Raw genomic sequence first — 23,580 nt, forward strand, 5'->3', positions numbered from 1 at the left:
TGCGATCCGGACTGAGCACGTCCAGGCCGGCCCACGCGGGCCGGCCTGGACATCATTGATCAGACGGGTGATCAGGCGGGGAGATCAGACCAGGTCGAACCGGTCCAGGTTCGACACCTTGACCCACGCCGCGACGAAGTCGTTCACGAACTTCTCCTTCGCGTCATCGCTCGCGTAGACCTCCGCGAGCGCGCGCAGCTCGGAGTTCGAGCCGAAAACGAGGTCGGCACGGGTGCCGGTCCACTTGACCTCGCCGGTGGCGTCGTCGCGGCCCTCGAAGACGTTCTGGTCCTCGGAGACCGACGTCCACGTCGTGCCCAGGTCGAGCAGGTTGACGAAGAAGTCGTTGGTCAGAACGCCGGGGGTCTCGGTGAAGACACCGTGCTGCGTCTGCTGGTAATTGGCGCCGAGGACGCGCAGGCCGCCGACGAGGACGGTCAGCTCGGGGGCGCTCAGGTTCAGCAGGTTCGCCTTGTCCAGGAGCAGGTACTCGGCCGGCAGGCGGTTGCCCTTGCCCAGGTAGTTGCGGAAACCGTCGGCGGTCGGCTCCAGCGCGGCGAACGACTCGACGTCCGTCTGGTCCTGCGTGGCGTCCACGCGGCCCGGCGTGAAGGGAACCTCCACGTCGAATCCGGCGTCCTTGGCGGCCTTCTCGACGCCCGCCGCACCGGCGAGGACGATCACGTCGGCGAGGGAGACCTGCTTGCCGCCGGCCGCGTTGAAGGACTCCTGGACGCCCTCCAGCGTGCGCAGCACCTGCGCGAGCTGGTCGGGCTCGTTGACCTCCCAGCCGCGCTGCGGCTCCAGGCGGATACGGGCGCCGTTGGCACCGCCGCGCTTGTCGCTGCCGCGGAAGGAGGAGGCCGCCGCCCAGGTGGTGGACACGAGCTGGGAGACCGTGAGGCCGGACTCGAGGATCCTGGCCTTGAGGGACGCGATGTCCGCGGCGTCGATCGTCTCGCCGGAGGCCTCGGGCAGCGGGTCCTGCCACAGCAGCACCTCGGAGGGGACCTCCGGGCCGAGGTAGCGCACGACCGGGCCCATGTCACGGTGGGTCAGCTTGAACCAGGCGCGGGCGAAGGCGTCGGCGAACTCGTCGGGGTTCTCGTAGAACCGGCGCGAGATCTGCTCGTAGATCGGGTCGAACCGGAGCGAGAGGTCGGTCGTGAGCATCGTAGGGGCGTGGCTCTTCGACGAGTCGTGGGCGTCGGGGATGGTGCCCGCACCCGCACCGTCCTTGGCCACCCACTGGTGGGCGCCGGCCGGGCTGGTGGTCAGCTCCCACTCGTACTCGAAGAGGTTCTTGAAGAAGCCGTTGCTCCACTGGGTCGGGGTGCTGGTCCAGGTGACCTCGAGGCCACTGGTGATCGCGTCCCCGCCCTTGCCGGTGCCGTAGGTGCTCTTCCAGCCGAGGCCCTGCTGCTCGATCGGGGCGCCCTCGGGCTCGACACCGACGTGGTCCGCCGGGCCCGCGCCGTGGGTCTTGCCGAAGGTGTGACCACCGGCGATGAGGGCGACCGTCTCCTCGTCGTTCATCGCCATGCGGCGGAACGTCTCACGGATGTCGCGGGCCGCGGCGATCGGGTCCGGGTTGCCGTTGGGGCCCTCCGGGTTGACGTAGATGAGGCCCATCTGGACCGCGCCGAGCGGGTTCTCCAGCTCGCGGTCGCCGGTGTAGCGCTGGTCGTCCAGCCAGACCTTCTCGGGGCCCCAGTAGACGTCCTCGTCGGGCTCCCACACGTCCGCGCGGCCACCGGCGAAGCCGAAGGTCTTGAAACCCATCGACTCCAGGGCGACGTTGCCCGCGAGGATCATCAGGTCGGCCCAGGACAGGCTCTGGCCGTACTTCTTCTTGACCGGCCACAGCAGGCGGCGGGCCTTGTCCAGGTTGCCGTTGTCCGGCCAGCTGTTCAGGGGGGCGAAGCGCTGCTGACCGGCGCCGGCGCCACCGCGGCCGTCGCTGATCCGGTAGGTGCCGGCGCTGTGCCAGGCCATACGGATCATGAAGGGGCCGTAGTGACCGAAGTCGGCCGGCCACCAGTCCTTGGAGTCCGTCAGCACCTCGGCGATGTCACGTTTCACGGCCGGGAGGTCGAGGCTCTTGAACGCCTCTGCGTAGTCGAACGCCTCACCGAGGGGGTTGGCCACGGCGGGGTTCTTGGCAAGGATCTTCAGATTGAGCCGCTCCGGCCACCACTGGCGGTTTCCGCCGCCCTGAGTCGGGTGCGGGGCGCGGCCGTGCGCGACCGGGCACTTGCCCTCTGCGGCGTTCTCGTGGGAGTCAGACATGGGGGAAATCCTTCCGGACTGGGCGGATCAACATGCTCAGTAACTGACGTGCTCAGGAACTGCGGGCGGTGGAACAGTCGGGGCACAGGCCCCAGTAGGTGACCTCGGCCTCGTCGATGGAGAAGCCGTGGTCGTTGGACGCGGTCAGGCAGGGGGCGTCGCCGACCGCGCAGTCGACGTCGGCGACGACACCGCACAACCGGCACACGATGTGGTGGTGGTTGTCCCCGACGCGCCCCTCGAACCGGGCCGGGCTGCCGGCCGGTTCGATGCGGCGTATGAGTCCCGCCGCGGTGAGCGCGTGCAGGGCCTCGTACACGGCTTGCAGAGAGATATGGCCCACGCGACCGCGCACCCCGGACGCGATGGCCTCGACGCCGAGGTGGTCGCCGCCCCGGACGGTCTCGAGCAGTGCGACGCGGGCGGCCGTCACGCGCAGGCCGGCACCGCGCAGCTCCTCGGCGGTGGACGGAGTCTGTGCTGCGGTCATGACCCCGAACCTACCCTCATAAACACGAGAAGTTCAAGAAAACGAACATGCCAAGTCTTGAGTGTCGCTCCGGGGCGGTGCCGGCGTGGCGGCGGCGCCTCGCGGATCAGTGTCAGTGAGGACGGCATCATCAGGGCGGCGCCCGTGCCCTGGACGAGCCGAGCGCCGAGGGGCACGCCCGGGTCGGGTGCGAGGGCGCAGGCGGCGGGGGGCGGCGACGTCGTCCTGTTCGCGGACCCGGCCAACCCCACCAGCAACGCCCTCTACCAGCGAATCGGGTACGTCCCGGTTACCGACTTCGCCGTGTACGACGTCTCCCGTGCCGCCGGAAGTCAGTCAGGTCCCGTAATAGTCGACCGGTCGTAAACTGGCTTCATGGGACGGACCAGTGATGCTCGCGAGAGAATTCTGAGCGCCGCGCGGTCGCTGATCGAGAGGCACGGTTACTCAGCCCTGGGGGTGGCCGAGATATGCAAGACGGCCGGCGTGCCCAAGGGCAGCTTCTACTACTTCTTCGATTCGAAGGAGTCCCTCGCGCTGGCGGTCATCGATGAGCACTGGGCCGGTCAGAAGCGCGCCTGGGCAACTGCTCTCAGCGGTGACGCTCAACCGCTGCTGCGTCTGCGCCGGCTGTTCGAGGAGACGGAGGCCGGCCTCCGTGCCGCCCAGCAGAGCTGCGGCACCGTCTCGGGGTGTCTGTTCGGGAACCTCACCCTGGAGATGAGCAACCAGACCGAGGCCATCCGCACCCGGCTCCAGGAGATCTTCGACGCGCAGGTCGAGATGGTCGACTCGGTCATCACCGAGGCGCTTGAGCGGCAGGAAGTCGAGGTGGCCGACACGCGGGAAGCCGCGCGGGCGGTGGTTGCCCAGCTCGAGGGTCAGGTGCTGTTCGCCAAGCTCTACAACAGCACCCACCGGCTCGGTCCCCTGTGGGCGAACTGCCTTGCCCTGCTCGGCGCTCGTGCGCCGCGGGAGACCGTGGCCGGTGTCTGACGCCCGCCCGTAGCGATGATGCGGCGGGCGGGACGAGGGGAGCATTCGGATTCCCACCCTGCCCCCGACCGGACCGCACCGATCGGATGCCGCCGTCGCTCCGACGTGCGCTGGGAGTCCGGGCCTATCAGGTACTAGGAAGCAGGTCCCGGCCCAAGCCCTCTTGACCTTTGACTTCCCCCTGCCCACACGCCTACGTTCCAAATAGTCGACCGGTCGGCTAGGGACGCGGCGTCAGGCCGCGGCATCCCCACCCCATCCCCGAGAAGGTCACCATGAGCACTCAGAAGGTCGCAGTCATCACCGGCAGCTCGCAGGGCATCGGCGCCGGTCTCGTCGACGCCTACCGCAAGCTCGGTTACGCCGTCGTCGCCACCTCCCGCACCATCGCCCCCTCCACCGACGCGGGCGTCCTGACGGTCCAGGGCGACATCGCCGACCCCGCCACCGCCGAACGTGTCATCACCGCCGGCGTGGAGCGGTTCGGTCGCGTCGACACTCTGGTCAACAACGCCGGAATCTTCGTCGCCAAGCCCTTCACCGACTACACCCAGGGCGACTTCGCCGCCGTGACCGGTGTGAACATGGCCGGCTTCTTCCGCATCACCCAGCTGGCCCTCGATCGGATGCTCGCTCAGGGCGGCGGTCACATCGTCAACGCCACCAGCAGCCTGGTCGACAACGCCGACTCCCGGGTTCCCTCCGTACTGGCCTCGCTGACCAAGGGCGGACTGCAGTCCGCCACCAAGTCCCTCGCCATCGAGTACGCCACTCGCGGCATCCGCGTCAACGCCGTCTCACCCGGCACCATCAAGACGCCCATGCACGCCGAGGAGACCCATGAGGCCCTCGCCGCCCTGCACCCGGTCGGCCGGATGGGTGAGCAGAGCGACATCGTGGACGCGGTGATCTACTTGGAGAACGCTCCGTTCGTCACCGGCGAGATCCTCCATGTCGACGGTGGCATGAGCGCGGGTCACTGAAGGAGAACCGTGATGCCCGGCATGGCAGACACCGAAGTGATCCTGCATGACCTCCTCGACCGGTGGAAGGCAGGCGTCGACAACCACCAGCCGGATCTGGTCGCATCCCTCTTCACCGAGGACGCGATCTTCCAGGGGTTGCATCCCTACAGCGTGGGAAGGCAGGGCGTCGCCGATTACTACGAATCCCAGCCCGCCGGCCTGTCGGCCGCCTACCACGTCCTGGAAAGCCGGCGCCTCTCCGAGGACATCGTGCTCGGCTACCTGGCCGTCGACTTCTCGTTCACGGACCGGCCGACGATCAAGGTCAACCTCCTCGTACTGCTGAAGCGGTCAGAAGCCGGTTGGCGCATCAGCCACTACCAGGTCTCCCGCCTCGGCTAGGGCCTGCTCTTTCGGATCAGCCCGGCGTCGCGGGCCCTGGCACGCCTCAGGCCGTTGCGGCTCGACTCGCCGTCATATGGCCCAACTCTCTTTGCAAACACGGAGGTTGGGTCTGTGCGCGGTCACATTCCAGCTCCGGGTGCGGCGATGCGTCCGCCCGGACCGGCACGACCCCTTTCGTTTCACGGGCTGTGACCCGGCAGCCCTCCGATCCAACACGAAGGCAGAAACACAGCATGCGTAACACCACCCTGGGCACCCACGGGCCGCGGGCCGGCGTCATCGGCCTGGGCGCCATGGGGATGAGCTTCGCCTACGACATGGCCACCCCGCGTGACGAAGCCACCTCCGTCTCCGTGATCCACCAGGCCCTCGACCTGGGCGTGACCTTGATCGACACCGCCGACGTCTACGGCCCCTACACCAACGAGGAACTCGTCGGCCGGGCCCTGGCCGGCCGACGCGACCATGCTGTGATCGCGACCAAGGTCGGCATGGAGGCCATCGATCCGACCGGCGGCCCCGGCGGTTCCCCGCTGGTCAGGCCCAATGGCCGGCCTGAGCATGTCCGTGCCTCCATCGACGCCAGTCTGCGCCGCCTGGGCACCGACCATGTCGACCTCTACCAGCTCCACCGCGTCGACCCCGAGGTCCCCATCGAGGAGACCTGGGGTGCCATGGCCGAGGCCGTCGCAGTCGGCAAGGCCCGCTGCCTGGGCCTGTCCGAGGTCAGCGTCGAGCAGATCCGGCGCGCCCGGACCGTGCACCCGGTCACCACCGTGCAGTCCGAGTTCTCCCTGTGGACCCGCGACGTCCAGGCCGAGGTCCTGCCCTACTGCAAGCAGCACGGCATCGGCCTGCTGCCGTACTCGCCTCTGGGCCGCGGCTTCCTCGCCGGCCGCTTCTCCTCATTCGGCGAGCTGCCGGAAAAGGACCAGCGGCGGCGTCTGCCGCGCTTCCAGCAGGACAACCTGCGGGCCAACCTCGACATCGCGACCAAGGTCCGCGAAGTCGCCGACCGGATCGGCGCCACCCCTGCGCAGGTCGCCCTCGCCTGGCTTGTCGCCCAGGGCCCGCACGTCGTCCCTATCCCCGGCACCAAGACCCCGAAGTACCTCGCCGACAATGCAGGTGCCGCAAACGTCCAGCTGTCCCCGGCCGATCTCGCCGACCTCGACGCCATCCCGGCCCCCGTCGGCGCCCGGTACTGACCGCGTCCGAGGGGCCCGCAGGGTCACGGGCCCGGCGCTCAGCCGTGCCCGCGGCCCCCGGACGGCAGGTCAGGGACGGAGCAGCGTCTTGATGGCGCGGCGCTCGTCCATCGCCTTGTAGCCCTCGGCGACCTCGTCGAGGGGGAGCGTGAGATCGAAGACCTTGCCGGGGTTGATGCTGCCGTCGAAGACCCGCTGGATGAGGTCGGGCAGGTAGGCGCGGACGGGGGCCGGTCCGCCGCGCAGGCCGACGTGGGAGAAGAACAGTTCTTGGCCGTCGATCGCCACGCCGTGGGGCACGCCGACGAAGCCGACGTTGCCACCGGGGCGGGTGGAGCGCAGTGCCTGGGTCATCGACTCCTGGGTGCCGACGCACTCCAGTACCGAGTCGGCGCCGATGCCGCCGGTCAGTTCCCTGACGCGGGCGATGCCTTCTTCTCCGCGTTCGGTGACGATGTCGGTGGCGCCGAACTCCAGGGCCAGCTTCTGGCGGGAGGCGTGGCGGCTCATGGCGATGATGCGCTCGGCGCCGAGTTCCTTGGCGGCGATCACGCCGCACAGGCCGACCGCGCCGTCGCCGACCACGACGGCGGTGGAGCCGGGCTTGACCTCGGCGGCCTTGGCGGCGTACCAGCCGGTGCCCATCACGTCGGACAGGGTCAGCAGGCTGGGGATCAGGGCCTCGGCCGGCTGGTCGGGGGTGGCGACGAGGGTGCCCTGGGCCTGCGGGATGCGGACGTACTCGGCCTGGCAGGTGCTCATGAACTCGCGGTGCACACAGTTCGACTGGTAGCCCGCCAGGCAGTTCGGGCAGGTGTTGTCGGAGGTGGCGAAGGAGCCGATGACGAACTGGCCCGGCTTCACCGAGATGACCTCGCTGCCGACCTCCTCGACGATGCCGACGTACTCGTGGCCCATGGGGTGGGGTTGGCCGACCGGGTTGATGCCGCGGTAGTCCCACAGGTCGGAGCCGCACACGCAGGTGGCGACGGTGCGGATGACCGCGTCGGTCGGGTTGACGATCCCGGGCTCGGGGACGTTCTCCACCCGGATGTCACCGGGGGCGTGAATGATGGTTGCGCGCATGACGGTTTCTCAGGTCTTTCGAGGCGGTCAGGGACGGGTGCGGGTGCTGACGCGGGGGCCGCTGTACTCGGTGTCGGTGACGTGTTCGAACCAGGCGACCTCGTCGGTCTCCCACAGCGCGAGGTGCACCATGAAGTTGTCGGGTGCGGCGCCGTGCCAGTGCTCCTCGCCCGGAGGGGTCCAGATCACGTCGCCTGGGTGGGCTTCGAGGATCTCGCCGCCGCGGGACTGGATGAGTGCGATGCCCTCGACGATGTAGAGGGTCTGGCCCAGGCCGTGGGAGTGCCAGGCGGTGCGAGCGCCTGGCGTGAACCGGACCATGTTCGCCCGCGCGCGGGAGGGTTCCTCGCCGCGGTGGATGACATCGGCGTAGGCGTCGCCGGTGAACCACTCGGCGGGGAGCTTCATGGTCGGGGGCTGTTTCAGCAGTTCCATGGGGGGTTTCTCTCTCCTGAATACTGCTCTGATCGCTGCTGTGATCGCTGCTCTGATTACTGCTCTGATTACTGCTCTTCGGCGATCGCCTTGAGCTGGTTGACCGCGGTCATGGCGTTGGGCCAGCCGGCGTAGAAGGCCAGGTGGGTGATGGCCTCCACCAGCTCTTCCTGCGTCAGCCCGTTCTCGAGCGCCTTGCGCAGGTGGAAGCCGAGCTGCTCGGTGCGGTACAGAGCGGCCAGGGTGGTGACGGTGACCAGGCTGCGGTCGCGCGGGGACAGGCCCGGGCGTTCCCAGACGTCGCCGAACAGGACCTTGTCGGTCAGGTCGACGAGCTTGGGCGCGAACCGGGCGAGTTCCTGCGGGGCGACGGCCTTTGCTTCGGCCTCTTCGGCCTCTTCGGCCTCTTCGGCTTCTTCGGCTTCTTCGGCCATGGGGTGATGCTCCTTGCGGGATGGGGGTGCGGTGGTAGTCGTGGCGTCCGGCCCCGCTTCCCTCACGTCTTTTCCTGCCTCGTGCGTGTGACACACGGAATATCGGTGAATTTCGGTGACAGCCGGAAACAAGCCGAGCCGTACGGGCGGGCGCCCATTCCTGGCGGTTAAATCTTTCCGCGTGCCGGGTGCTGTTCACCGGCCTCGTCACCGACCTTGTCACGGTTGCGCGGGCCCGCAAAGGGGAGAGTTCGATCCTGGGAGGGATTCATCCAGGGAGAAAACTCTCCCCCCATCACGACCGGCGATCGGTGTCAGACTGGCGGGCATGACCAGCAACGTCCATCTCAACGAGCTGGGAGAATTCCTCAAGGCACGGCGGGCCGAGCTGACCCCCCGCACGGCAGGCCTGCCCGAGACGGACGGGCCGCGGCGCGTGACCGGACTCCGCCGCGAGGAGGTCGCCTTCCTCGCGGCCATCAGCACCGACTACTACACGCGTCTGGAGCAGGGCCGTATCCAGCCGTCGGCGCAGGTGCTGGCCGCCCTCGTCCGCGTCCTCCAGCTGGGGGACGACCAGCGGGAGTACCTGTTCCGGCTGGCCGGGAGGGAAACCGCCCGGCCGCGTCGACGGGCCGTACAGAAGGTCGACCCGCAGTTGCGCCGACTGCTCGACGACCTCACCGCGACCCCTGGCATGGTGCTCGGGCGCCGTATGGACATTCTCGCCTGGAACCCGCCGCCGCTTTGTTCACCGATTTCGCGAGGGTTCCGGAGAAACAGCCGTACTACCTCCGTATTCTTTTCACCGATCCCTCGATGAAGTCGCTGTACGCCGACTGGGAGACCGTCGCCCGCACCTGCGTCGCCCACCTGCGTATGCAGGCCGCGAAGTACGTCTTCAACCATCCGGTGGCGGGAGAACTCGTCCTGGACTGGGACACCCTCACCTGCGGCACCGACCCCGACCAGGAACTGTGCATCTGGACTGCCGAGCCCGGCAGCCCCACCGACGAGGGCCTGCGTTTCCTGTCCTCCTGGACCGCCGCCCAGCATGGGGACTCCGTGCCCGGCTCTGCGAAAATGGCTGTCATGACGCGGAGCGCAGCTCATGAGCTAGGTGAGTTCCTCAAGGCCCGGCGCGCGGAGCTGAGCCCCGGGGCGGCGGGACTGCCCGACTCCGGTGCCACCCGCCGCGTTCCCGGCCTGCGCCGGGAGGAAGTGGCCCGGCTCGCTGCGATCAGCACCGACTACTACACCCGCCTCGAACAGGGGCGTATGCAGGCGTCCGAGCCGGTGCTCGACGCCCTCGCTCGCGTCCTGAAGCTCAATGAGGACCAGCGTGAGTACGTGTTCCAGCTCGCCGGGAAGGAAGCCGGCCGCTCGCGCGGCAACGAGGTGCAGAAGGTCAACCCGCAGCTCCAGCGACTGCTCGACGACCTCGTCTCGATCCCTGCCATGGTCCTCGGGCGTCAGATGGACGTACTGGCGTGGAATCCGCTGGCCGCCGCCCTGGTCGGCGACTTCGCGCAGATTCCGGCCAGGGACCGCAACTACGCGAAGATGGTCTTCAGCGACCGTATGAGGGGCCTGTACGCGGAGTGGGAGGCCACGGCTCGAATGACCGTCGCCCAGCTGCGAATGGAGGCCGCCCGCAACGCCGGATCTCCGGGGCTCACCGCCCTCGTCGCCGAACTGTCCGAGAGCGACCCTGACTTCCGGCGGTGGTGGGCCGAACACCACGTCTCCGCCCGCAGGGTCGGCGCCAAGACCCTCAACCACCCGGTCGCCGGTGAACTCACCCTGGAGTGGGACACCCTGACCTGCACATCCGACCCCGAGCAGCAGCTGGTCATCTGGACCGCGGAGCCCGGTACGCCCACCCATGACGGCCTGCGCATCCTCGCCTCCTGGGCCGCGGGCGAACACGGGAACCAGCCCATGCCCGGCGCCGCCTGCTGATCTCCCGCTCGACGCGACGGCGGTACGACGAGCGGGCCTCGCCATGCCGGCGGCGAACGCCGTGATCAGCAGACCGGGGCGCAGCAGACGTCGGCTCCGAATGCGTCACGGGTGCGCCGCGGGGGACGCCACATGGCGCCCGCCGCAGCGCACCGTGCCGGGTCAGCCGTCGATGCGGTGCGTGGTCCAGAACGACGTCAGGTCCGTGGTCGTGGCGGCCTGGGCGGCTGCCTTGAACTCGGCCGTGGTCGAGACGCCGTACCAGTGCGAAGTGGCGTAGTCCTTCAGGAGTTTGGCCATGGCCGTGTCGCCGAGGACGCGCCGCAGGTCGTGCAGGGCGCACTTGCCGTAGCCGTAGACGACGGTGGAGTACCGGGAGGAGTGGGCGTCCCAGTAGGCCATCGAGTTGGTGATCTTCTCCGCCGCCGAGGCCCAGGAGACGCTGTTCCAGCAGTTGGTGCCGGTCTTGTTCAGCGCCAGGTCGGTGGCATAGTCGGTGAACGCCTCATCGAGCCAGGGGCTGTTGTACTCGTCGTCGCCGACGATCCCGTACCACCACTGGTGACCGATCTCGTGGGTGAGTGCCGTGGTGCTGACCAGGTCGAGGACGAACCCCGGGTACTCCATGCCGCCGAACCAGAAGTTGTTGTCGATCACCGCGTCGAGCTCGCCGTACGGGTAGGCGCCGAACCGCGACGCGTGGGTGTCCACGGCGGTCTTGGCGGTGGTGAGCATGGACTGGGCGTCGGCCGAGCTGATGCCCGAGACGGAGTAGATGTTCACCGCGGTGCCGGCGGTCGAGGTGCCGGAGATCTTGCTGAAGGGGCCGGCGGCCCAGGCGAAGTCACGGGCCTTGGTGGCGGTGGCGGTGGTGATGGTGCGTCCGCTGGAGCCGGGGGTGTCGGTCGAGGTGCCGGTGGCCGGCACCAGCAGGGTGCTGGGGTGGTCGAGGGTCACCTTGAAGTCGGCGGTCAGTGAGTAGAACGACTCGCCGTTGTTGGTGTACGGGTCCAGGTGCCAGCCGGCCGCGTCCTTGACCGCGAGAACGGGCAGAGCGTTGCCGATGAAGCTGAAGGCCCCGTCGTGGCCGAACCGGTCGGCGCCGCTGGGGACGGTGATGCCCAGGTCGAAGCCGATCGTGGCGGTTTGCCCTTGTGCCAGTGGCGTCGGCAGGTCGATCTTGAGGGCCGTGCAGTCGACCGAGAGGGCGCCCGCGGTGCCACCAGTGACGTTGCTGACCGCGATCGGCATGGCGGAGCAGGTGCCGTGGTAGTTGTCCCACAGCCTCAGGTACACCTCGCTGAGCGCGGTGGAGGAGGCGTTGGTGAAGGTCGCGCTCTCGTGTCCGGTCCAGATGGTGCCGCTGGTGTTGCTGCTCAGGCTGACCGTGTACGAGGGTGCGGCCGGGGTGCGCGTGGAGTCCGCGGGCGGGGTCGTGCCGCCGGAGGTGTTGAGGGCGACGTCGTCGACGACGAAGCTCGTCTGGAGGCTGGAGTCCTCGGTGCCCGTGAAGGCGACGGTCACGGTCTGGCCCGCGAACGCCGAGACGTCGAAGGACCTCTGCACGTACCCGGTGTTCTCGTCGAGGTTCGAGTACGTCGCCAGCGTCGTGCTGCCGATCTTCGCCGTCAGCTTGTCGTACGCGGTGGACGACGTCGTCTCGGCGGTGTCGATGTGCAGCCAGAAGGTGAGAGTGGCGTTGCTGCACCCGGCCGGGATCGTGACGCTCTGGGAGAGGGTGTCGGTGTGTGTGCTGCCGACCCCGTCAAGCCAGGCGAAGCTGGTGCCGCCGTGGGCGGTCTGTCCGGAGCGGTTGGTGATCACGTCGGCCGACGACTGGCTCCAGGGTGAAGTACCGCTTTCGAAACCGCCGTTGGAGACCACTTGGGCCGGGGTGCAGGCGGCGGCCAGAGGGGCCGTGGGCGGCGCGGCTGCCGCTGGTTCGACGGGGAGCGAGACAACGGCCAACGCGGCGAGGGCGATTGCGCTCGTGGCGAGGGCCTTGTGGGGGGTTGGTCTCACACGAAACTCCTTTGCGACGGCCGGGGTTCCGGCCTGCTCGGTGGCCACCTGCCGGCATGGGTGCGCCGGAGGCCGGCCGCGGGCTGCGCGTATCGGTTGCGTGATCGCTGGGGTGAGATCTGCGTCGCGTCCCCCTGGGGCAGGGCAACGACTGCCGAAAGCCTGACAGAGTTGACGAGAACATGCCATAAGCCAGGCAAAAGTGGTCCCGGTCGTGGGACCAAGCTCACGTTCGTGGGGCCGAGTGCCGCCACCAGGTGATCAAGGCGGTCACTGGAAGGGCGTGGGTGAGCGACGGACGGAGGACCGCCGCCGCTCCGTACCGATCAACTCCTGGCGGTGCGCACCAGCACGCTCACTCAACGTAAAAAATTGATGACGCAGTGCTGAACCTGATGGCTGACGGTCAGTAGTTCAGCCGCGGATACCAGTCGTCGCGGCCGCCCGGCGTCAGGTCGAGGAAGTGCCAGACGGGGGTGAGGAGGTCGATGCCGCGCTCGGCGATGTCCTCGGCCATGCGCGGGTGGGTGGAGTAGAAGTGGCGGACCGTGCCGTCGTCGTCCCGGGTGAAGACGGAGATGGTGGAGTCCTGCTCGCCGTTCTCGTCCTCGCTGCCGAGGTCGTACTTGAAGGTGCTGTCGCCGCAGCTCAGCAGGCGTAGCCGGGACCAGCCGCGGTTGCGGGCGTGCTGCCGCAGAGTGGGCAGGTCGGCGGCCGCGGCGATGGCGAAGTCGGCGTTCTGGGTGAGGTGGTGGGCGGCGCCGTTGAAGCCGTCGATCCACAGGGTGCACATCGGGCACGGCTCGGTCTGCAGCTTGCCGTACATGAAGTGGTAGACGATCAGCGGCCGGCCGGGGGCGGTGAACAGCCCGCTCAGGGTGACCTCGCGGACGGGGGTGTCGCCCGCGTCGAGGTCGGCGGGGCCCTCGATGAAGACGTAGTCATCGACCGGCGGTCCCTGGGGAAGCGCCCGCCGCCGAGCCGCGACCTCCTCGCGGTGGCGCATCAGGTCGATTTCGGCGATGCGGAGTTCTTCGCGGGCGGCGAGGTAGTCCGCCGACTCGCCTGGCAGTCGGGTGTGCCGCAACATCGCGTCCTCCTGGGTGGGAAGCCCCCGAGGTCATTCGAGTCTATGGCGGGTCCGAGGGCCGAAGGCAGTTGAGCAGGAAGCTTGAAATTTCAAAAGGATCGGGCGACACTGCTGCTGTTTGATTCTTCAAACATACCCCTTCCTGGGTCCTTCCCGCAGTGCCGTCCCCTGGAGTTGCTGTGTCCGTTTCCTCTGAGGCAGTCGCCGTCCGTCGTGGTCCGCTCGTCGTCGCGGGAGGTGTACTCGCCGCGATCGTGGTGGCGTCCGTGGCGAACACGGTGATCGCCCTCCTCGCCCTCGCCGCCGGTGCACCCGACGACTTCCGGCCGCTGAAGGCGTCCTCGTACATCTTCCTGACGGCGGTCGGGGTCGTGCTGGGCGCGCTCGGCTGGGCCGTCGTGCGCAAGGTGTCGAAGGATCCCGGGGCGCTGGTGCGATGGCTGGTGCCGACCGTCGTCGTGGTGTCCTTCGTGCCGGACTTCCTGCTCTTCGGCCAGGGCGGAGCGACCGGCGTCGTGGCGCTGCTCGTGATGCACATCGCGGTCGCGGCGATCGCGGTGTTCGCCTACCGCAAGGTCATGCCCCTGTAGCCGGGTGGTGGAGAACGCCGGGCGGGCGGGGACTCCGGTCCACGCCCGCCCACAGGCACATCAACTACGGCTTACCGCTTACCGCTTACCGCTTACGGCTTGCGGATCAGAGGTGCGTCCGTGCGATCGGCGATGTCTTCTGCCGTCACACCCGGCGCGCACTCCAGGAGCACGAGTCCCCCGGGCGTGACGTCGAGGACGCCGAGGTCGGTGATGATGCGGTGGACGCAGCGTTCGCCGGTGAGCGGGAGGGTGCACTCCCGGACGATCTTCGGGCTGCCGTCCCGGGCGGTGTGTTCCATCAGGACGATGACCCGGCGGGCGCCGTGGACGAGGTCCATCGCACCGCCCATGCCCTTGACCATCTTGCCGGGGATCATCCAGTTGGCCAGGTCGCCGGCGGCGGAGACCTGCATGGCACCCAGCACCGCGGTGTCGATATGACCGCCCCGGATCATGCCGAAGGACAGGGCGGAGTCGAAGAAGGAGGCGCCGGGCAGGACGGTGACGGTCTCCTTGCCCGCGTTGATGAGATCCGGGTCGACCTCGTGCTCGTACGGGTACGGGCCGGTGCCCAGGATGCCGTTCTCGGAGTGCAGGACCACCTGGACGTCCGGCGGGAGATGGCCGGGGATGAGGGTGGGCAGGCCGATGCCGAGGTTGACATAGGAGCCGTCGGTGAGCTCGGCGGCGGCGCGGGCGGCCATCTGGTCACGGGTCCACCCCGGTTGCGTACGGATGGTGGTGCTCATGCGCGTACGGTCCTCTTCTCCATCTGCTTGTCGGCGGCCTGGTCACCGGTCAGCTCCACCACCCGCTGGACGAAGACGCCCGGCAGATGTACCTCGTTGGGGCTCAACTCGCCCGGTTCCACGAGCTGTTCGACCTCGGCCACCGTCACGCGCCCGGCCATCGCGGCCAGCGGATTGAAGTTGGCGGCCGACTTGCGGAAGACCAGGTTTCCGTGGCGGTCGCCGCGCCAGGCCCGTACGAGGGCGAAATCCGTGTTGATGCCATGCTCCAGGACATACGTGCGGCCGTCGAAGTCGCGCGTCTCCTTCGGCGGGGAGGCCACGGCGACCGTGCCTCCCCCAGCCGCGTAGCGCCAGGGCAGTCCGCCGCGGGCGACCTGGGTGCCCACCCCGGCGGGGGTGTAGAAGGCGGGAATGCCCGCTCCGCCGGCGCGCAGCCGTTCGGCCAGCGTGCCCTGCGGTACCAGCTCCACCTCCAGTTCGCCCGACAGATACTGCCGGGCGAACTCCTTGTTCTCGCCCACGTAGCTGCCGGTCACGCGGGCGATCCGGCCGTCGGCCAGCAGGACTCCCAGCCCGCGCCCGTCCACACCGCAGTTGTTCGAGACGACTTCCAGGCCGGTGGCGCCCTGGGCGTGGAGGGCCTGGATGAGCACATCGGGGATGCCGCTGAGGCCGAAGCCGCCGACGGCCAGCGACGCGCCGTCGGGGATGTCGGCGACCGCCTCCGCGGCGCTCGCGCGGACCTTGTCCATGGGGGAGAGGGCCTTTCTGCTTCTGCTGCTTCAGTGACTCCGGTGGCGCAGGGCGTCCGAGATCGGCTTGGCGCCGCCGTGAGCGGTGAGGCCGCCGTCGACCGGGATCTCTGCGCCTGTGACGAAGGCGGAGTCGTCGGAAAGGAGGAAGACGACGATCGGGGTGATGTCGTCGACGGTCCCGGTGCGGCCGAGCGGTGTCTCGCGGAGATTCGCCTCCCGGAACGCCGGCGCGGCGGAGGCGGTCATGTCGGTCTCGATGAAACCGGGATGGATGGTGTTCACTCGGATGCCGCGAGGCCCCAGTTCCATGGCGGCGGTTCTCGACAGTCCGCGCAGCGCCCATTTGCTGGCGGTGTACGCGACCGGGTAATGGGCGGTCAGCGCCGCCGACGAACCGACGTTCACGATCGACGCCCCCGGGCGCATCAGCGGCACCAGATGCTGGATGCCGAGGAGCGGCCCGGTCACGTTGACCGCATGGATGCGGGCCATGTCCTCGGGGCGTACGTCGTCGATGCGGGCCCGCCAGGTGACGCCCGCGTTGTTGACCAGGCCGTGCACCTGCCCGTATGCGTCGCGCAGCTGGGCGGCGAGCTCTGCCCAGTCGTTCTCGCTGGTGACATCGAGGCGGCGGCAACCGGGTGCCTCCACGATGTCGGTGGCGATCACCCGCGCGCCCTCGCGGGTCAGCGCCTCGGCCTCAGCGGCGCCCTGGCCGCCTGCCGCGCCCGTGACCACGACGACCTTGCCGAGCAGTCGCTTGGGCCCCGGTTCGCCGCTCACGGCCGCTCCCGGGTACGGCGCCGGGCGGCCGGGACCGGCACCGGTTCCGGGCCGTTCACCACGGTGTTGGAGACGCTGCCGATGCCCTCGACGGTGAGCGTGACCGTGTCACCGGGCTTCAGCGGCGGCGGGTCCTGCCTGCCTCTTACGCCCCACAGCTCCGCGAGGCAGCCGCCGTTGCCGCAGGTGCCCGAACCGAGGACGTCACCCGGACGCACCCAGGTGCCGCGCGAGGCGTAGGCGACCATCTCCTCGAAGGTCCAGCTCATATTGGACAGCAGGTCCTTGCCGACCACCTCCCCGTTGATTTCGGCGGTGAGCGCCAGACGCAGAAAGCCATCGGGGTCGCGGTACGGCTCCAACTCGTCGGCGGTGACCAGATACGGGCCCAGCGTGGTGGCGGTGTCCTTGCCCTTGCAGGGCCCCAGGCCCACCCTCATCTCGGCGGACTGCAGGTCGCGGGCGGACCAGTCATTGAAGACGGTGTAGCCGACGATATGGTCCCGGGCCTGCTCGGGGGTGAGGTCGCGGCCCTCCTTCCCGATCACGGCGGCGACCTCCAGCTCGAAGTCGAGCACGCTCGACCCGGGCGGCACGGGGATGTCGTCGTGCGGGCCGTACACGGCGTAGGGGTTGGTGAAGTAGAACGTGGGGGCCGCGTACCACCGTTCAGGCACCCCTGCGGAGCCGTCCACGGACCGCCGTACGCCCTCGACGTGTTCCTCGAAGGTGACGAAGTCCCGCACGGTGGGCGGCTGGAGCGGGGGCAGCAACCGCACCTCGGAGACATGGAGGCCGGGCGGGACGTCGAGCATCGCGGAGGGCGCGTCCAGCAGATCGGGGAGGCCGCCGCCCTCGGCAAGAAGCCCGGTCAGCGAGCTGACACCGGGCAGGGCGCGGAGAGTGCCGTCCTCTTCGACGACGGCCACATGGCGTCGGTTGCGGTACTCGTACGTGGCGAAACGCATGGGAGGGGTCCTGTCGGCGGGAGGGCGGGCGGAGCAGGCCCGGGGGCGCGGCGGGCAGTCAGGGCAAGACAGGAATCGCCGCGCCCCCGGAGCGGAGCGGGGATCAGACCGGCGGGGCCACGAAGCAGCCGCGGTCGACGTCGTTGAAGGACTCCTTGGCGACCAGTTCGTTCATCGGGTTGGCGGTGCCCCACTGGTCGGTGACCTCGGGCCGGGAGAAGTCGTAGACGTGCGGGTGCCAGGTGTCCTCGTCCAGCAGCTCCAGCTCGGTGGTGTACTCGACGGTGTTGCCGTGCGGGTCGAGGAAGTACGTGAACGTGTTGTCGCCCGCCATGTGCCGCCCCGGGCCCCAGACCTTTTTGAAGCCGGCCCGAATCACCCGGCCGGAGCCGCGCATGTACTCGTCGAGGCCGCGCATCTCGAAGGAGACGTGGTGCAGGGAGGTGTGCGGGCCCTTGGCGATGGCCATGGAGTGGTGCTGGTTGCTGATCCGCATGAAGTGCATGACGTCACCGACGTGCGGCGAGCTGAGCGTGTCGGAGTGGCGGAAGCCGAGATGGCGCTCGTACCACTCGCGGGTCTTGTCGAGGTCGGGGGAGTTGAGGACGACGTGCGACAGCTTGACCGGGATCGACTCCTTCTCCTCGATCTTGCGGTGCTGCCGTACCTCGACATCGGCGGAGACCTCGATGGTGCGCCCGTCGATGTCGAAGAACCGGAAGCCGTAACCGCCCCCGGGGGTGTCGACCTTGCCCGGCTGGGAGATCAACTGGACGCCGCCCGCAAGGAGTTGCTCGGCGAGCGTGTCGACGTCCTCACGCGATGCAGCGCCGTAGGAGACCAGGTCGAGGCGCTTCTCCTCGGCCTTGCGCAGCCGGATGACGTACTGCTCGGGGCTGCCCTCGGCGGCCAGGAAGGAGATCCCGGAGTCCTCGGCGACCTTGGTCAGGCCCCAGACACCGGCGTAGAAGTCGAGCTGCTTGTCGTAGTCGGGCACGGCAAGGTCGACGTGCCGCAGATGGGTGAGCAGACGGTTGCTCATGGGGGGCCTCCTCAGACGAGGTTGAGCAGGGCAGCGGCATTTGCGCCGCGGACGGCGTGGAAGTCGGTGTCGGGCAGACCCGCGGCGCGCAGTGCGCCCAGCGGGTCGTCGGTGCCCATGTCGAAGGGGAAGTCGGAGCCGAGCAGGACCCGGTCCGGGCCGGCGGCCCGGAGCAGTTCCCTCAGCACATGGGGGTCGTGAACGAGGGAGTCGAAGTACAGCTGCTTCAGATAGCGGCTCGGCTCCTGAGAGCAGCTGTGGGCGTCGGGGCGGGCCCGCCAGGCGTGGTCGGAGCGGCCGATGTGGGTGGGCAGATAGCCGCCGCCGTGTGCCGCGAGCAGCTTCAGGCCCGGATGGCGGTCCAGCACGCCGGAGAAGATCAGGTGCGAGAGCGCCACGGCGTTCTCGGTGGGCTGGCCGACGGTGTTGGACAGGTACCACTGGTCGAGGCGCTCGTCGAGCGTGCAGCCGAAGGGGTGCAGGAAGAGGAGCGCGCCAGTCTGCTCGGCGCGGGACCAGAAGGGTTCGTACGCCGCATCGGACAGCTCACGGCCCGGTGCGTGGCTGGAGAACTCGACGCCCAACAGTCCCTGGTCCAGGGCGTGTTCGAGGGCTCGTACGGCCTGGCCGGGATGCTGGAGGGGCACCAGTCCGAGCCCTCGCAACCGCCCCGGCGCGGCCGAACAGTGGGCTGCCGTCGCCTCGTTGGCGAGCCGGTACACCTTCTCGGCCGTCTCCTCGTCCGCCCAGTAGTGGTAGTGCGAGGGGGAGGGGCTGACCAGCTGGACGTCCACGCCCTGCGCGTCCATCGCGGCCAGTCGTACGGCGATGTCGGTCATTCTCGGGACGCGTTCGCGGACCATCGGGCCGCTGACGGCGAGCGCGGCGGGGCCGTTGCGGCGGGCGTCGAGCGCCCTCGCCTCCGCCAGCCCCGGCAGGTCCGCCACCAGGGCGTCGACCTCCGGCAGCAGGACGTGGGCGTGGACGTCGATCGTGGGAGCCGTCACGGCAGCTCCTTCAGCGCGTTCATGGTGCGTCCGATCAGCCCGGGTACGTCCGCGTCGCGCACCCCGTCGAGCAGCCACTGGCCGAGCTGGACGGAGGCGTCGACGACCATGCGGACGCGCGGCAGCCGCCGCCCGTGGTAGTCGGTGAGGAGTCGGTCGTCCCAGTCGTCGCGGCTGGTCAGCAGTTCGGCGAGGACCTGGACGTCCTCCAGGGACATCGCGGCGCCCTGGGCGAGGGTGGGCGGGCAGGCGTGGGCGGCGTCGCCGACGAGCACGACCCGGCCGCGGTGCCACGGTCCCTCCACCAGGTGCCGGTCGAACCAGGTGTAGTTGACGGCCTTCGGGTCGGTGAACGCGGTGCGGATCTCCTCCCACGGACCGCCGTAGCCCTCGGCCAGGGCCCGCATCTCGTCGGCGTACGTGTCCGGGTCCAGCGCGGCCCGGTCGCGGGCCCGTTCGACGAGGTAGGCGTAGACCGTGTCCTCGCCGGTCGGGCAGTACCCCGCGATGAAACAGCGGCCGCCGTAGATCATCTCGGTACGGCGGACACCAGCAGGACGGGGGCCGGGGGCCCGCCAGATGCCCATGCCGGTGGGCTTGGGCTTGTCGGTGATGCCGATCATTTCGCGGGTGGCGGAGCCCAGGCCGTCAGCGCCGACCACCAGGTCGTAGCGGCGGCCGGTGCCGTCGGAGAACGTCACGTCCACGCCCTCGCCGTCCTGCTGGAAGGCGGTTGCGGTGGTGCCGAGGCGGACGTCGGCGCCCGAGGCGAGGACCTGATCGATGAGGAGTTGCTGAAGCACGGGCCGCTGCATGCCGATGTGGGCGGGCAGGTCGGCGCCGCCGGTGCGGAGTTCGTCGTGCGCGTGCAGCACGGTGCCGTCGGGGGCGAGGATGGCGACGCCGTCGGCGGCGTATCCGTGTTGCTCGATGCCCGGCAGAACCCCCACCTCGCGCAGTACGCGCAGGGCGTTGCCCTGCAGGGTGATGCCGGAGCCGGCGGCGGCCTTCCAGTCGGGGCTCGCCTCGACGAGGTCGACGGCGATGCCTGCCCGGCGCAGCAGGACGGTCAGGGCGTTTCCGGAGGTGCCTCCTCCGACGACGAGGACGGTGGGGGTGCCCCCGGCCGAAGGCTGGGGGAGGGAGAGGCTGTCTGCCATGTCGGGGATACCTCCCGGGGTTGGGCCGCGCGGCTTCGGGCGGCGGGGTGCTGGGCGCTCCGCTGTGAGTGCGGTACGGAATCTGCGGGCCATCTGTGGCTGGTCGCGCGGTTCCCCGCGCCCCTTTGGGGCGCGACTGTGCGGGCTACTTGACGGCGATGGGGTTGACCGGTGAGCCGACGGCTCCGGTGATGGGCAGCGGCGCGGCGGTGAGCCAGAACTCGTACACACCGTCGGCGGCGCAGTCCGCGGCGAGAGCGTCCAGGTCCCACATCTCGCCGATGAGCAGGCCCATGTTGGGGATGACGACCTGGTGCAGCGGCTGGAAGGCGTTCTCGAACTCGTTGGGCCGCACCTCGAAGCCCCAGGTGTCGGTGGCGATCGCGGCGATCTCGGTGCGGTGCAGCCAGCCGGCGGTGGTGAAGGACAGCCCCGGCGCGGGCCCGCCCGCGTAGTCGCCCCAGCCGTCGCGTCGGGCCCGCGCGAGCTGCCCGGTCCGTACGGCGAGGATGTCGCCGCGGCCGACGGACACGCCGTGCGCCTCGGCGGTCGCGGTCAGGTGCTCCTCGGTGACGGCGAAGGCATCGGGGAGCTCGCCGTCCTGGCCGATGACCCGGCCGACGTCGAGGAGTACGCCGCGTCCTGCGACGTACGGCGCCATGTGCTCGATGCCCGTGACGAGGTCGCCGTCGGAGGTGACGACCTTCTCGGCCGCCCGGCCGTTCCACGCGTTGCCGTGGTCGAAGATGTGCCCGAGCCCGTCCCATTGGGTGGAGCACTGCAGCGGCATCGCGATGACGTCGTCGGCGCCACCGATGCCGTGCGGAAAGCCCTGGTTGCCGAGGGCCGCGTCGGTGCCGGTGTCCAGCATCGTGTGTACGGGGTTGGTGCGCCGCCGCCAGCCCTTCTGCGGGCCGTTCATGTCGAAGGACTGCGACAGCGAGAAACTCACCCCCCGCCGGACGAGTGCGGCTCCCTCGCGTCGCTTGGCCTCGTCGAGGAAGTTCAGCGTGCCGAGCACGTCGTCCTCGCCCCAACGCCCCCAGTTGGAGTACGACTTGGCGGCCTCGGCGATCGCACCCTCGGGGTCGTGACGGTTCACGACGCCTCCTTGACGCAGCGGGTGCGCTGCGCGCCGAGGCCGGTGATGGAGCCGTCCATGACGTCGCCGTCGCGCAGCAGCCGGCCCCAGTGGATGCCGTTGCCCGCCGGGCTGCCGGTCAGCACCAGGTCGCCGGGCAGGAGCCGGGAGGTCCGGGAGATGTACGACACCAGCCGCGCCACGCCGAAGAGCATGTCCTTGGTGGACTCGTCCTGCATGGTCTCGCCGTTGAGCCTCAGCGTGACGCGCAGGTCGCCCGGGTCGGCGATCGACTCGGCCGGCACGAGCCACGGGCCGAGCGGGGTGAAACCGGGTGCGTTCTTGCAGCGAAGCCAGTCGGTGCCGATGGCCGGCATGTCCCGGCGGAAGACGGTGGCACGGTCGGTGAGGTCGTTGGCGATCGTGTAGCCGGCGACGTACTCCAGGGCCTCCTCGACCGGCACCCGGTGGGCGGGCTTGCCGATCACGGCCGCCAACTCCAGCTCCCAGTCCGGCTTTTCGGCCCACGAGGGGAGGACCACATCGTCGTAGGGACCCGTGATCGCGCTCGGCAGGCCGACGAAGACGTACGGCAGGTCCTCGGCCGCCCGCCGGTCCATGACCGCGGCGATCTCCGCGCGCGCCTCTTCGACCGTGCGCGGGTCGTCGGGGGAGCGGTGGGCGACCTCCAGGTCGATCACGTGCTGCCGGTAGTTGGCGCCGGACTGGAAGACTTGCCGAGGTTCGACCGGCGCGTGCACCGCGAGGTCCTCCAGCGGCTGCCAGTCCAGGGCGTCGTCGTCCGCCAGGGCGCGCAGGACGGGGAGGGCCTCCTCCCACCGTTCGAGTACGGCACGCACACCGGACGGCGCCCATTCCAGAGCCCGGCTGAGATCCAGCACCCGGTTCCGGGCCACCAGGCCGGGGAACGGTTCCCCGTCCTGGGCGGAGAACGTGCCGAGCGCGAACGGGCCGGCAGGTTGCGCGAGCGTTGCCATGAGATTTCCTCCTGCTGGGTTGCGGTCTACTCTGACCCCGATCGGCAGATCACGGAAATCAATCCTGTGGATGCGCCCAATCCATGGCATGGATGGCATTCGACTCGCTAGGCGGTGCCCGGTGAACCTCTCCCGACTCGACCTGAACCTGGTCCTCGCCCTGCGCGCGCTGCTGGAGGAGCGCAACGTCACCAGGGCCGGCGAGCGCATCGGACTGAGTCAGCCCGCGATGAGCGCGGCGCTGTCCCGGCTGCGCCGCCATTTCGACGACGAATTGCTCGCCCGGACCGGCAACTCCTACGAGCTGACCCCGCTCGGCGTCGCCCTGCGCGACCGCAGCGCCACAGCCTGCGACCTGCTGGAACGCGTCTTCTCCAGCCAGGCCGAATTCGACCCCGCCGCCGAGACACGCGAGTTCACCCTGCTCGCCTCCGACTACGGCGCGGCCGTCTTCGGTGCCGCGCTCGCCCGCACCCTGCACCAGGAGGCGCCTGGCATCCGCCTCACCTTCCGGCATCCGGCACCCTCCGTCGGGGAGAACCCCGCCACCGTGCTGAGCACCGTCGACGGACTGCTGATGCCGCACGGCGTCATCGACGGCTTCCCCGTCGTCGACCTCCACCAGGACCGCTGGCTGTGCCTGGTCGCCGACGACAACCCCGAGGTCGGTGACGCACTCGCTCTCGACCAGCTGGCCCGCCTGCCCTGGGCCGTCTACCAGCGCCCTTACGACGCGCCGGCCGCCCGCCAGCTCAGCATGATCGGCATCAGCCCGCGGGTGGAAGTCTCCGTGCAGACCTTCCAGTTGCTGCCCCATATGGTCGAGGGCACCCGCCGGGTCGCGATGATCCAGGAGCGCCTGGCGCGCAAAGCGGTCCGCGCCGCCGCCGTGCGCGTCCTGCCCTGCCCCTTCGAGGCCGTGCCCGTGCAGGAGGCGATGTGGTGGCATCCGGTGCACGCCCAGGACGCGGCCCACATCTGGCTGCGTGAGAAGGCCGCGGAGGTGGGCGCGACGCTGTCCGGCGGAAGCGGCCCGGAAGCCGCCTCCGCCGGACGGGG

At 69.5% G+C, this 23,580-nt stretch carries 23 protein-coding genes and 1 pseudogene; 8 read left to right on the forward strand and 16 right to left on the reverse strand.

All coding sequences use genetic code 11. The annotated features are described in order from the left end of the window. Window positions 1-84: 84 nt before the first annotated feature. Both katG and ABT186_RS30035 read right to left on the reverse strand, forming a co-directional pair. On the reverse strand, window positions 85-2,289 hold the full coding sequence (katG, locus tag ABT186_RS30030; protein ID WP_351927688.1) for a catalase/peroxidase HPI: 2,205 nt from the start codon (window positions 2,287-2,289) through the stop codon (window positions 85-87). Between the two features lie 52 nt (window positions 2,290-2,341). Further along, on the reverse strand, window positions 2,342-2,779 hold the full coding sequence (locus ABT186_RS30035) for a Fur family transcriptional regulator (RefSeq protein ID WP_351226224.1): 438 nt from the start codon (window positions 2,777-2,779) through the stop codon (window positions 2,342-2,344). A 375-nt stretch (window positions 2,780-3,154) separates the two neighbouring features. Between ABT186_RS30035 and ABT186_RS30040 the strand changes: the two genes are divergently transcribed. The 4 genes from ABT186_RS30040 (at window position 3,155) to ABT186_RS30055 (ending at window position 6,353) form a co-directional block, all read left to right on the forward strand. Then, window positions 3,155-3,775: a TetR/AcrR family transcriptional regulator gene (locus ABT186_RS30040; RefSeq protein ID WP_351226226.1), complete on the forward strand. Its 621-nt coding sequence runs from the start codon at window positions 3,155-3,157 to the stop codon at window positions 3,773-3,775. Window positions 3,776-4,050: 275 nt separating this feature from the next. Continuing rightward, window positions 4,051-4,758: an SDR family NAD(P)-dependent oxidoreductase gene (locus tag ABT186_RS30045; protein ID WP_351927690.1), complete on the forward strand. Its 708-nt coding sequence runs from the start codon at window positions 4,051-4,053 to the stop codon at window positions 4,756-4,758. 12 nt (window positions 4,759-4,770) lie between these two features. Continuing rightward, window positions 4,771-5,142 (forward strand): YybH family protein, encoded by a 372-nt coding sequence (locus ABT186_RS30050; RefSeq protein WP_351226230.1) that lies wholly within the window; start codon window positions 4,771-4,773, stop codon window positions 5,140-5,142. Between the two features lie 236 nt (window positions 5,143-5,378). Then, window positions 5,379-6,353, forward strand: a complete 975-nt coding sequence (locus ABT186_RS30055) for an aldo/keto reductase (protein WP_351927692.1) — start codon at window positions 5,379-5,381, stop codon at window positions 6,351-6,353. 69 nt (window positions 6,354-6,422) lie between these two features. On the opposite strand, the gene ABT186_RS30060 is transcribed toward ABT186_RS30055, so the two are convergent. The 3 genes from ABT186_RS30060 to ABT186_RS30070 all read right to left on the reverse strand — a co-directional run bounded on the left by ABT186_RS30060 (window position 6,423) and on the right by ABT186_RS30070 (window position 8,308). Continuing rightward, window positions 6,423-7,439, reverse strand: a complete 1,017-nt coding sequence (locus ABT186_RS30060; RefSeq protein WP_351927694.1) for a zinc-dependent alcohol dehydrogenase family protein — start codon at window positions 7,437-7,439, stop codon at window positions 6,423-6,425. Window positions 7,440-7,466: 27 nt separating this feature from the next. Further along, window positions 7,467-7,874, reverse strand: a complete 408-nt coding sequence (locus ABT186_RS30065; RefSeq protein WP_351226236.1) for a (R)-mandelonitrile lyase — start codon at window positions 7,872-7,874, stop codon at window positions 7,467-7,469. A gap of 68 nt (window positions 7,875-7,942) precedes the next feature. Further along, window positions 7,943-8,308 (reverse strand): carboxymuconolactone decarboxylase family protein, encoded by a 366-nt coding sequence (locus tag ABT186_RS30070; protein WP_351226238.1) that lies wholly within the window; start codon window positions 8,306-8,308, stop codon window positions 7,943-7,945. 328 nt (window positions 8,309-8,636) lie between these two features. On the opposite strand from ABT186_RS30070, the pseudogene ABT186_RS30075 reads away from it, so the two are divergent. Further along, window positions 8,637-9,364, forward strand: a pseudogene (locus tag ABT186_RS30075) (helix-turn-helix domain-containing protein); the annotation flags it as partial. A gap of 36 nt (window positions 9,365-9,400) precedes the next feature. Further along, complete coding sequence (locus ABT186_RS30080; protein WP_351226246.1) at window positions 9,401-10,270, forward strand: helix-turn-helix domain-containing protein; 870 nt, start codon at window positions 9,401-9,403, stop codon at window positions 10,268-10,270. A gap of 162 nt (window positions 10,271-10,432) precedes the next feature. On the opposite strand, the gene ABT186_RS30085 is transcribed toward ABT186_RS30080, so the two are convergent. Beyond that, complete coding sequence (locus ABT186_RS30085; RefSeq protein ID WP_351927696.1) at window positions 10,433-12,292, reverse strand: M1 family aminopeptidase; 1,860 nt, start codon at window positions 12,290-12,292, stop codon at window positions 10,433-10,435. A gap of 406 nt (window positions 12,293-12,698) precedes the next feature. Next, a complete protein-coding gene (locus ABT186_RS30090; protein WP_351927698.1) occupies window positions 12,699-13,382 on the reverse strand; it encodes a DUF899 family protein in 684 nt (227 codons plus the stop codon). Window positions 13,383-13,561: 179 nt separating this feature from the next. Between ABT186_RS30090 and ABT186_RS30095 the strand changes: the two genes are divergently transcribed. Further along, window positions 13,562-13,972 carry a DUF6069 family protein gene (locus tag ABT186_RS30095; protein WP_351226244.1) on the forward strand — a complete coding sequence of 137 codons (411 nt, stop codon included), beginning with the start codon at window positions 13,562-13,564 and terminating at the stop codon, window positions 13,970-13,972. A 92-nt stretch (window positions 13,973-14,064) separates the two neighbouring features. Here the strand turns inward: ABT186_RS30095 and ABT186_RS30100 are convergent, their stop codons facing one another. The 9 genes from ABT186_RS30100 to ABT186_RS30140 all read right to left on the reverse strand — a co-directional run bounded on the left by ABT186_RS30100 (window position 14,065) and on the right by ABT186_RS30140 (window position 22,521). Beyond that, the gene (locus ABT186_RS30100) at window positions 14,065-14,724 is read right to left on the reverse strand and encodes a CoA transferase subunit B (RefSeq protein WP_351233615.1); all 660 of its coding nucleotides are present in this window, start codon (window positions 14,722-14,724) and stop codon (window positions 14,065-14,067) included. Then, window positions 14,721-15,479, reverse strand: a complete 759-nt coding sequence (locus ABT186_RS30105) for a CoA transferase subunit A (protein ID WP_351233617.1) — start codon at window positions 15,477-15,479, stop codon at window positions 14,721-14,723. The genes ABT186_RS30100 and ABT186_RS30105 overlap by 4 nt, the downstream gene beginning before the upstream one ends. A 30-nt stretch (window positions 15,480-15,509) precedes the next feature. Beyond that, complete coding sequence (locus ABT186_RS30110; RefSeq protein WP_351927700.1) at window positions 15,510-16,265, reverse strand: SDR family NAD(P)-dependent oxidoreductase; 756 nt, start codon at window positions 16,263-16,265, stop codon at window positions 15,510-15,512. Then, complete coding sequence (locus ABT186_RS30115) at window positions 16,262-17,233, reverse strand: fumarylacetoacetate hydrolase family protein (protein ID WP_351233621.1); 972 nt, start codon at window positions 17,231-17,233, stop codon at window positions 16,262-16,264. The genes ABT186_RS30110 and ABT186_RS30115 overlap by 4 nt, the downstream gene beginning before the upstream one ends. Before the next feature lie 103 nt (window positions 17,234-17,336). Beyond that, window positions 17,337-18,275, reverse strand: a complete 939-nt coding sequence (locus ABT186_RS30120; RefSeq protein WP_351927702.1) for a VOC family protein — start codon at window positions 18,273-18,275, stop codon at window positions 17,337-17,339. Between the two features lie 11 nt (window positions 18,276-18,286). Beyond that, window positions 18,287-19,282, reverse strand: coding sequence for an amidohydrolase family protein (locus ABT186_RS30125; RefSeq protein WP_351927704.1), 996 nt, complete (start codon window positions 19,280-19,282; stop codon window positions 18,287-18,289). Next, on the reverse strand, window positions 19,279-20,442 hold the full coding sequence (locus tag ABT186_RS30130; RefSeq protein WP_351927706.1) for an FAD-dependent oxidoreductase: 1,164 nt from the start codon (window positions 20,440-20,442) through the stop codon (window positions 19,279-19,281). The genes ABT186_RS30125 and ABT186_RS30130 overlap by 4 nt, the downstream gene beginning before the upstream one ends. 145 nt (window positions 20,443-20,587) lie before the next feature. Further along, window positions 20,588-21,544: a cyclase family protein gene (locus tag ABT186_RS30135; RefSeq protein WP_351233629.1), complete on the reverse strand. Its 957-nt coding sequence runs from the start codon at window positions 21,542-21,544 to the stop codon at window positions 20,588-20,590. Continuing rightward, window positions 21,541-22,521, reverse strand: a complete 981-nt coding sequence (locus ABT186_RS30140) for a fumarylacetoacetate hydrolase family protein (protein ID WP_351233631.1) — start codon at window positions 22,519-22,521, stop codon at window positions 21,541-21,543. The genes ABT186_RS30135 and ABT186_RS30140 overlap by 4 nt, the downstream gene beginning before the upstream one ends. A 121-nt stretch (window positions 22,522-22,642) precedes the next feature. On the opposite strand from ABT186_RS30140, the gene ABT186_RS30145 reads away from it, so the two are divergent. Further along, window positions 22,643-23,580 (forward strand): LysR family transcriptional regulator (locus ABT186_RS30145; RefSeq protein ID WP_351927708.1); only part of this gene is annotated, 938 nt, incomplete at its 3' end.

It is taken from the genome of Streptomyces sp. NPDC001634 (assembly GCF_040298185.1).
In the GTDB taxonomy this organism is placed as follows: domain Bacteria; phylum Actinomycetota; class Actinomycetes; order Streptomycetales; family Streptomycetaceae; genus Streptomyces.